Genomic DNA, 7,611 nt, shown 5'->3' on the forward strand with positions numbered 1-7,611 from the left:
TGTAAGGAGTCCCTCCCATGAAAACCCGCATCCTTTCCAGCCTGTTGTCACTGGCCTGCGCGCCCTCGGTGCTGGCCGCCTCGGCGGTAGACCTGAGCGTCCACGGCCTGATCGTCCCCGCCGCCTGCATGCCGCAGCTTTCCAGCGGCGGCCTGATCGACTACGGCAAGGTTGCCCAGCAAGACCTGAACCTGGAGACCGCCACGCGCCTGCCCTTGAAGACGCTGCATGTCGGCATCGCCTGCAATGGCCCCGTCCGCTACGCCCTTCGCATGCGCGACAACCGCGACGGCTCGGCCATGGTCAACAGCGAGATTTACTACGGGCTGGGGTTTGATAGCAGCGGCAACCGCCTGGGGGTTTACTCCATGACCTTCGACCCGCGGCAAACCCAGGCCAGCAACACCGCGCAGGTCTATGGCACCGAGTCCACCACCGGTGGCCTGGCGTGGCGCACCTCCAATCTCAACCCCATCGATATTGGCTCGCGAAGCTACCTGGGCTTTACCGACGTGGAAGGCAGCGTCAGCGGGCCCACGGCCATCGGTACCCTGGGGGGCAATGTCACGGTGCAGACCGTGATCAATGCCCGCCAGAACCTGGACCTGAGCGTGGAAACTGCGCTCGATGGCTCAGCCACGCTGGAAGTGGTGTATCTCTAGACCTTCTCGCTGGTGACCTGCACATAGCGCGCACGCCCGGCGCCCAGGCCGGCCACGATGGCACCCAGGCCGATCACGGCAAAGATCCAGCCAATGGCGGTCCAGCCGCCGGTCCAGTCATGCACCAGGCCGACCGCGAACGGGCCCATCGACGCCAGGGTGTAACCGATGCCCTGGGCCATGCTCGACAGGTTGGCCGCCACATGGGAATCGCGCGAGCGCAACACGATCAAGGTCAGTGCCAGGCTGAAGGTACCGCCCTGTCCCAGGCCGAGCAAAATCGCCCAACCCCACAGGCCCTCCAGCGGTGCATACAGGCAACCGAACAGCCCGCCGAGGGTCAGCAGCATCACCACCACAATCGCCAGGCGCTGGTCCTTGCCGCGCGTCGCCAGCCACGGTGCGGCCAGGGAGCTGAGCAGTTGCACGATGATCGAGCCCGACAGCGCCAACCCGGCTTCGGTCGCGCTCAGGCCACGGCCGATCAGGATCGACGGCAACCAGCCGAACACGATGTAGGCCAGGGACGATTGCAGGCCCATGTACAGGGTGACCTGCCAGGCCAGGGGATCGCGCAGCAAACCCTTCACACGATAGGCCACACGATGGGCGCCGTGCTTCTGCCCAATCTGGGGTAACCATACCAGGGCCGCCACCAGAGCCGGCAGGATCCAGAAGCCCAGGCCGATCTTCCAACTGTCGCCAAAGGCTTGGCTCAGCGGCACCGAGGCACCGGCCGCCATGGCGGCGCCCAAGCACAACGCCATGGTGTAGACACCGGTCATGGCCCCGGCCTGCCTGGCGAAATCACGCTTGACGATACCCGGCAGCAACACGCCGATGATGCCAATGCTCGCCCCGGCAACCAGGCTACCGAGGAACAGCCCCACCTCACCGAATGAGCTGCGCAGGATGATCCCGGCGGCCAGGGTCAGCAGGATACCGAGCACCACGCGCTCGGCGCCGAAACGCCGTGCCAGTATCGGCGCAGTGGGCGCGAACAGGCCCAGGCACAGCACCGGCAAGGTGGTCAGCAAACCGGCCTTGGCGGCGGACAGTCCCAAGCTGTTCGAAACCTCTGCCAGCAACGGCGACAGGCTCGACAAGGCCGGGCGAAGGTTCAAGGCCACCAACACCAGGCCCAGCAACAGCAGCCATGGCCGAACCACGCTCGGCGGCGCCTGCTGCACGCTGTCGTCGTCGGCTTCGGCATCGATCAACAGTTCTTCGAGTTCGGTCTTGCGTGGGGCTTCAGGGTTCATTGATCAACTGCCGGCAGAGGGATTTGGCGCGGTCCGGGTCTTGTTGTTCCACCGCATCGAGCAGCGCTCCATGCAGGTCGAACACCGCCTGGCGTCGCGGTGAGCGGTTCAGGGTCTGGCGCAGCTGCGCGCCGACAATGGCCGAGAAGTAGTGGTACAGCTCGCTCAAGGCCGGGTTGTGCGCCGCGTCTACCAAGTGCTGGTGGAATACAAGATCGGCGCAGATATAGGCCTCCAGATCACCGTGATACCGCTCGGCGCTGAGAGCGAGCGCCTTGCGCAATGCCTCAAGGTCCGCTTCGGTACGACGCAATGCCGCCAGGCCGATGGCCTCCACTTCCAGAATCTGGCGCGTCTCCTGCGCCTGCTCCAACGTGCAATGAGACAGCGCCCGCATCGTGCCCAGCGGGTCGGTCATCGAGCGCAGGTAACTGCCATCGCCCTGGCGAATGTCGATCAAGCCCGAGAAGGCCAATACCCGCATGGCTTCACGCACGGTGTTCCGGCTGATCCCCAGCTCGGCGGACAACTCGGGCTCGGTGGGCAGGCGCTCGCCGATCGCCCATACGCCCTGGGAGATGCGCAGGCGCAGTTGCTCCAGGGCCTGGTCAACCAGCGAGCGTTTGATCAGCGGGGCGATGTCTGTCATGGGATTTGCGCTTTCGTCCAATCATAGGATGAATTTTCCTACAGGCTATTCGGAGTTGCCTACAAAGGCAACGCACTAGGGTTCTTAGGCAGGAAAAGGAGCAGTATTTTCGATTGAAAATTACCCTCAGAGGGTAATTATTGGACGCAGGTGTCTTATGGAAAAGTAGAAAACCTTATGGCGGCCCAAGCCTCCTGAACCATGCCGTGTAGGAGCGAGCTTGCTCGCGAAAAACGTCAACGAGAACGCGTGTTTCCTGATTGAACGCGGCGCCTGTGAGTTTCTCGCGAGCAAGCTCGCTCCTACAAAAATCCTTGACTGAACGGCATTAGGCTACCAGGCCGGGTTTATTTTTTAACGCTCCATCAATGCAGTATCTGGCTCAAGAACAACCGAGTCCGCTCATTCTGCGGATTATCAAAAAAGTCATTCGGCGCCGCCTGTTCCACGATTTCGCCCTTGTCCATGAAGATCACGCGGTTGGCCACGGTGCGGGCAAAGCCCATTTCGTGGGTCACGCACAACATGGTCATGCCGTCTTCGGCCAGGCCGATCATGGTGTCCAGTACCTCTTTCACCATTTCCGGGTCCAGCGCCGATGTCGGCTCATCGAACAACATGATTTTGGGCTTCATGCACAGCGCGCGGGCGATCGCCACGCGCTGTTGCTGACCACCTGAAAGCTGCCCCGGAAACTTGTGCGCCTGCTCCGGAATGCGCACGCGCTCCAGGTAATGCATGGCGATTTCCTCGGCCTTGCGCTTGGGCATCTTGCGCACCCACATCGGCGCCAGCGTGCAGTTTTGCAGGATGGTCAAATGCGGGAACAGGTTGAAGTGCTGGAACACCATGCCGACTTCACGGCGGATCGCTTCGATCTGCTTGAGGTCGTTGGTCAGCTCCACGCCATCGACCACGATGCGGCCTTGCTGGTGCTCTTCCAGGCGGTTGAGGCAGCGGATGGTGGTGGACTTGCCCGAACCCGACGGGCCGCACAGCACGATACGCTCGCCCTGCTTGACGTTGAGGTTGATGTCTTTCAACACGTGGAACTGGCCGTACCACTTGTTGACGCCCTGCATCTGGATAATGCCTTCAGGGCTCACAGGCTGTTTGATTGCTTCGCTCATCAAAAAACTCCTAACGCTTGTGGCCAGTGTCGAGCTTGCGTTCCAGATGCATGGAATAGCGCGACATACCAAAACAGAAAATCCAGAACACCAAAGCGGCGAACACGTAGCCTTCAGTGGCCATGCCCAACCATTTGGGGTCGGCGGCGGCTTGCTTGACGCTGTTGAGCAGGTCGAACAGGCCGATAATGATCACAAGGCTGGTGTCCTTGAACAGGGCGATAAAGGTGTTGACGATCCCAGGGATCACCAACTTCAAGGCCTGCGGCAAAATCACCAGGCCCATGCTGCGCCAGTAGCCCAGGCCCATCGCCGCAGCGGCTTCGTATTGCCCCTTGGGAATCGCCTGCAGACCACCGCGCACCACTTCGGCCACATAGGCTGATTGGAACAGGATCACCCCGATCAGCGCCCGCAGCAGCTTGTCGAAGTTCATGCCCTCGGGCAGGAACAGCGGCAGCATCACCGACGACATGAACAGCACAGTGATCAACGGCACGCCGCGCCAGAACTCGATGAAGGTCACGCAGACCACCCGAATGGCCGGCATGTTCGAACGCCGTCCCAGCGCCAGCACAATGCCCAGCGGCAAGGCACCGGCGATGCCCACGGTGGCGATCACCAGGGTCAGCATCAGGCCGCCCCATTGGCTGGTCGCCACATTACTCAGGCCGAACACGCCGCCGTGCAGCAAGCAGTAGGCGATGATCGGGTACAGCACCAGAAAGCCCAGGCCGTAAATCGCCTTGCGCGGGAAACGCGCGATGAACAACGGCGCCACGCCGACGATGGCCAGCCATACCGTCATGTCCACGCGCCAGCGCAGGTCGACGGGGTAGTAGCCATACATGAACTGCCCGAAGCGCTGTTGGATAAACACCCAGCAGGCGCCCTCCTTGGTGCAGTCGGCGCGGGTGGTGCCCACCCAGTTGGCATCGAGGATGGCCCAGTGCAGGATCGGCGGCACCACCAGGTACACCAGGTAGATCGCCAGCAAGGTCAGCAGTGTATTGAGCCAACTCGAGAACAAGTTGGCGCGCATCCAGGCCACCGGCCCGAAGACTTTGCTCGGCGGTGGCATGTCAGGTTTGAACGTATGCGTAGTCATGGGTGTGTCCTCACCGCTCGATCAGCGCAATGCGCTTGTTGTACCAGTTCATCAGCAGGGAAATGCTGATGCTGATCGCCAGGTACACGCTCATGGTGATGGCAATGACTTCAATGGCCTGGCCGGTCTGGTTGAGCACCGTGCCGGCAAACAGCGAAACCATTTCCGGATAACCGATACCGGCGGCCAACGACGAGTTTTTCGCCAGGTTCAGGTATTGGCTGGTCAGCGGCGGAATGATCACGCGCAACGCTTGCGGGATGATGACCTTACGCAGCGTCGGCCCTGGGCGCAGGCCCAGTGAACGTGCCGCTTCGGTCTGGCCATGGCTGACGGACTTGATGCCCGAGCGCACGATCTCGGCAATGAACGCTGCCGTGTACACCGTCAGCGCCAAGGTCAACGCCAGCAGTTCCGGGATCAGCACCCAGCCGCCGACGAAGTTGAAGCCAGCAAGCCTGGGCATTTCCCAATGCAGCGGCGTGCCGAAGAGCAACACGCACAGCGTCGGGATCACCACCAGCAGCGCCAGGCCCGCCCAGAATTTATGGAAAGGAACCCCGGTCGCTTCAAAGCGCTTGTTGGCCCAGCGGGTCATCAGCACGATGGCAACGATGGCGACCGCCAGGCTGGCCACAAACGGCCAGAACCCGTCGGACGCCAGCGCTGCCGGCATGTTCAGGCCACGGCTGCTGACAAAGAAGGTGTCACCGAAGTTATGGCTGTTGCGCGGCCCTGGCATGGTCAGGAACACCGCGAAGTACCAGAACAGGATTTGCAGCAGCGGCGGAATGTTGCGAAACACCTCCACGTACACCGTCGCCAGCTTGTTGATCATCCAGTTGGGCGACAAGCGCGCCACGCCGATGATGAAGCCGAGCAGCGTTGCCAGCACCACACCGATGACGGTCACCAGCAAGGTGTTGAGCAGGCCGATGACAAACACCCGGGCATAGCTGTCCGATTCGGTGTAGTCGATCAAATGCTGCGCGATGCCAAAGCCGGCACTGCGCTCAAGAAAGTCGAAACCCGAGGTGATGCCCCGGTGTTGCAGGTTGGTCTGGGTGTTATGGAACAAGTACCAGCCCAGCGAGACCACCGCCACGATCGTGATGATCTGGAACAGCCACGCACGCACTTTGGGGTCGCTGAAGCTGAGCTTCTGCTTGGGTGCGCCGATTTGATTTTGCATGAAGTGCCCCGAAAATAATGGAACAGAACATCACCCGGCAGTTGGCCTACCGGGTGACAGAACCATCAGCGATCAGCGCACAGGGGGTGCGTATTGAATGCCGCCGTTGTTCCACAGGGCGTTCAGGCCACGGTCGATTTCCAATGGCGTGCTCTTGCCCAGGTTGCGCTCGAACATCTCGCCGTAGTTACCCACTTGCTTGACGATCTGTACTACCCAGTCCTTCTTCACTTTCAGGTCTTTGCCGTATTCGCCGTCGGCACCGAGCAGACGCGCAACGTCCGGGTTCTTGGTGGACTTGGCTTCAGCTTCGACGTTTTTGGAGGTCACACCGGCCTCTTCCGCGTTGAGCATGGCGTAGCCCACCCAGCGCACGATGGCCAGCCACTCGTCGTCGCCATTACGCACGACCGGGCCCAGGGGCTCCTTGGAAATGGTTTCCGGCAGCACCACGTAGTCTTTCGGCGAAGCCAGCTTGCTGCGCTGGGCGAACAGCTGGGATTTGTCGGACGTCAGAACGTCGCAACGCCCGGATTCCAGCGACTTGGCGCTTTCATCGGAGGTGTCGAAGGTGATCGGGGTGTATTTGAGGTTGTTGGCGCGGAAGTAGTCGGAAACGTTCAGCTCAGTCGTGGTACCGGCCTGGATGCAGATGGTTGCACCGTCCAGTTCCTTGGCGCTCTTGACGCCCAGCTTGTTGTTCACCAGAAAGCCGATGCCGTCGTAGTAGGTAATGAAGCCCGGGAATTTCAGGCCCATGCCCGCGTCGCGGGAGCTGGTCATGGTGGTGTTGCGCGACAAGATGTCGACTTCGCCTGACTGAAGCGCGGTGAAACGCTCCTTGGCGTTCAACTGGCTGAACTTGACCTTGGTGGCATCGCCAAACACGGCAGCCGCCACAGCGCGGCAATAGTCAGCGTCGATCCCAAGGATCTTGCCGCTGGCATCCGGCACCGAGAAACCCGGCAGGCCGTCACTCACACCGCACTGCACGAAGCCTTTTTTCTGCACGGCGTCCAGGGTGGCGCCCGCCTGGGCAAAACCACTGACACCCAGTACAGCCGCCGCAGTGACGATGGCCAGGGTGGATTTCAATACCTTCATTACAAACCTCCAATTGCTCTTGTTGTGTCGGAGCTCCAACCTCAGCGCACCCTTATGAGGCGATATCGACCCGTGTTGGTTTTTTTTGGGGCCAAGCAGCATGAGGTTTTTGCGGTAATTCCAGTTGCTTTCCCACGAGCGGCAGTCACTGATAGTGTTACCGTCCTAGGAGAGTTCTGACATCGAGATACACATAGCAAGGCGCGTACCAGAGTCTTGGCCGAGTGGCTGCAACTGCGCTTGAATGGCAAAAGATTCAGCCTTGCGACATTCTCTTAACAGATCAACCTGTCGCGCACCGTTCCGACGCACCTAATCGGAGCGCCCGCACATCTATGGAGCAAACATGACCGAACCCTTGATTCTTCAGCCTGCCAAGCCCGCAGACGCCTGCGTTATCTGGCTGCATGGCCTGGGCGCCGATCGCTACGACTTCTTGCCGGTGGCCGAAGCGCTGCAGGAAACCTTGCTGAGCACCCGCTTTGTTTTGCCCCAGGCCCCCAC

The 7,611-nt window shown here is 60.9% G+C and carries 7 protein-coding genes and 1 pseudogene; 2 read left to right on the plus strand and 6 right to left on the minus strand.

Translation table 11 applies throughout. From position 1 onward, the window contains the following. The first annotated feature begins 17 nt into the window (after positions 1-17). Positions 18-662: a DUF1120 domain-containing protein gene (locus MF6394_RS08430; RefSeq protein WP_078466480.1), complete on the plus strand. Its 645-nt coding sequence runs from the start codon at positions 18-20 to the stop codon at positions 660-662. Here MF6394_RS08430 and MF6394_RS08435 read toward each other — a convergent pair. The 6 genes from MF6394_RS08435 to MF6394_RS08460 form a co-directional block, all read right to left on the minus strand. Next, positions 659-1,924, minus strand: coding sequence for a CynX/NimT family MFS transporter (locus MF6394_RS08435; RefSeq protein WP_078466481.1), 1,266 nt, complete (start codon positions 1,922-1,924; stop codon positions 659-661). The two genes, MF6394_RS08430 and MF6394_RS08435, sit on opposite strands and share 4 nt — an antisense overlap. After that, the gene (locus MF6394_RS08440; protein WP_044271987.1) at positions 1,914-2,573 is read right to left on the minus strand and encodes a FadR/GntR family transcriptional regulator; all 660 of its coding nucleotides are present in this window, start codon (positions 2,571-2,573) and stop codon (positions 1,914-1,916) included. The genes MF6394_RS08435 and MF6394_RS08440 overlap by 11 nt, the downstream gene beginning before the upstream one ends. Positions 2,574-2,938: 365 nt before the next feature. Next, positions 2,939-3,703: an amino acid ABC transporter ATP-binding protein gene (locus MF6394_RS08445; RefSeq protein ID WP_003188759.1), complete on the minus strand. Its 765-nt coding sequence runs from the start codon at positions 3,701-3,703 to the stop codon at positions 2,939-2,941. A gap of 10 nt (positions 3,704-3,713) precedes the next feature. Continuing rightward, positions 3,714-4,811 (minus strand): amino acid ABC transporter permease, encoded by a 1,098-nt coding sequence (locus MF6394_RS08450; RefSeq protein WP_047712643.1) that lies wholly within the window; start codon positions 4,809-4,811, stop codon positions 3,714-3,716. Between the two features lie 10 nt (positions 4,812-4,821). Next, positions 4,822-6,003 carry an amino acid ABC transporter permease gene (locus tag MF6394_RS08455; RefSeq protein ID WP_044271984.1) on the minus strand — a complete coding sequence of 394 codons (1,182 nt, stop codon included), beginning with the start codon at positions 6,001-6,003 and terminating at the stop codon, positions 4,822-4,824. A gap of 72 nt (positions 6,004-6,075) precedes the next feature. After that, a complete protein-coding gene (locus MF6394_RS08460) occupies positions 6,076-7,107 on the minus strand; it encodes an amino acid ABC transporter substrate-binding protein (protein WP_044271982.1) in 1,032 nt (343 codons plus the stop codon). Positions 7,108-7,453: 346 nt separating this feature from the next. Here MF6394_RS08460 and MF6394_RS08465 point away from each other — a divergent pair. Continuing rightward, positions 7,454-7,611 (plus strand): annotated as a pseudogene (locus MF6394_RS08465) (alpha/beta hydrolase); the annotation flags it as partial.

This window comes from Pseudomonas sp. MF6394 (assembly GCF_002018845.1).
GTDB classification, from domain to species: Bacteria; Pseudomonadota; Gammaproteobacteria; order Pseudomonadales; family Pseudomonadaceae; genus Aquipseudomonas; species Aquipseudomonas lactis.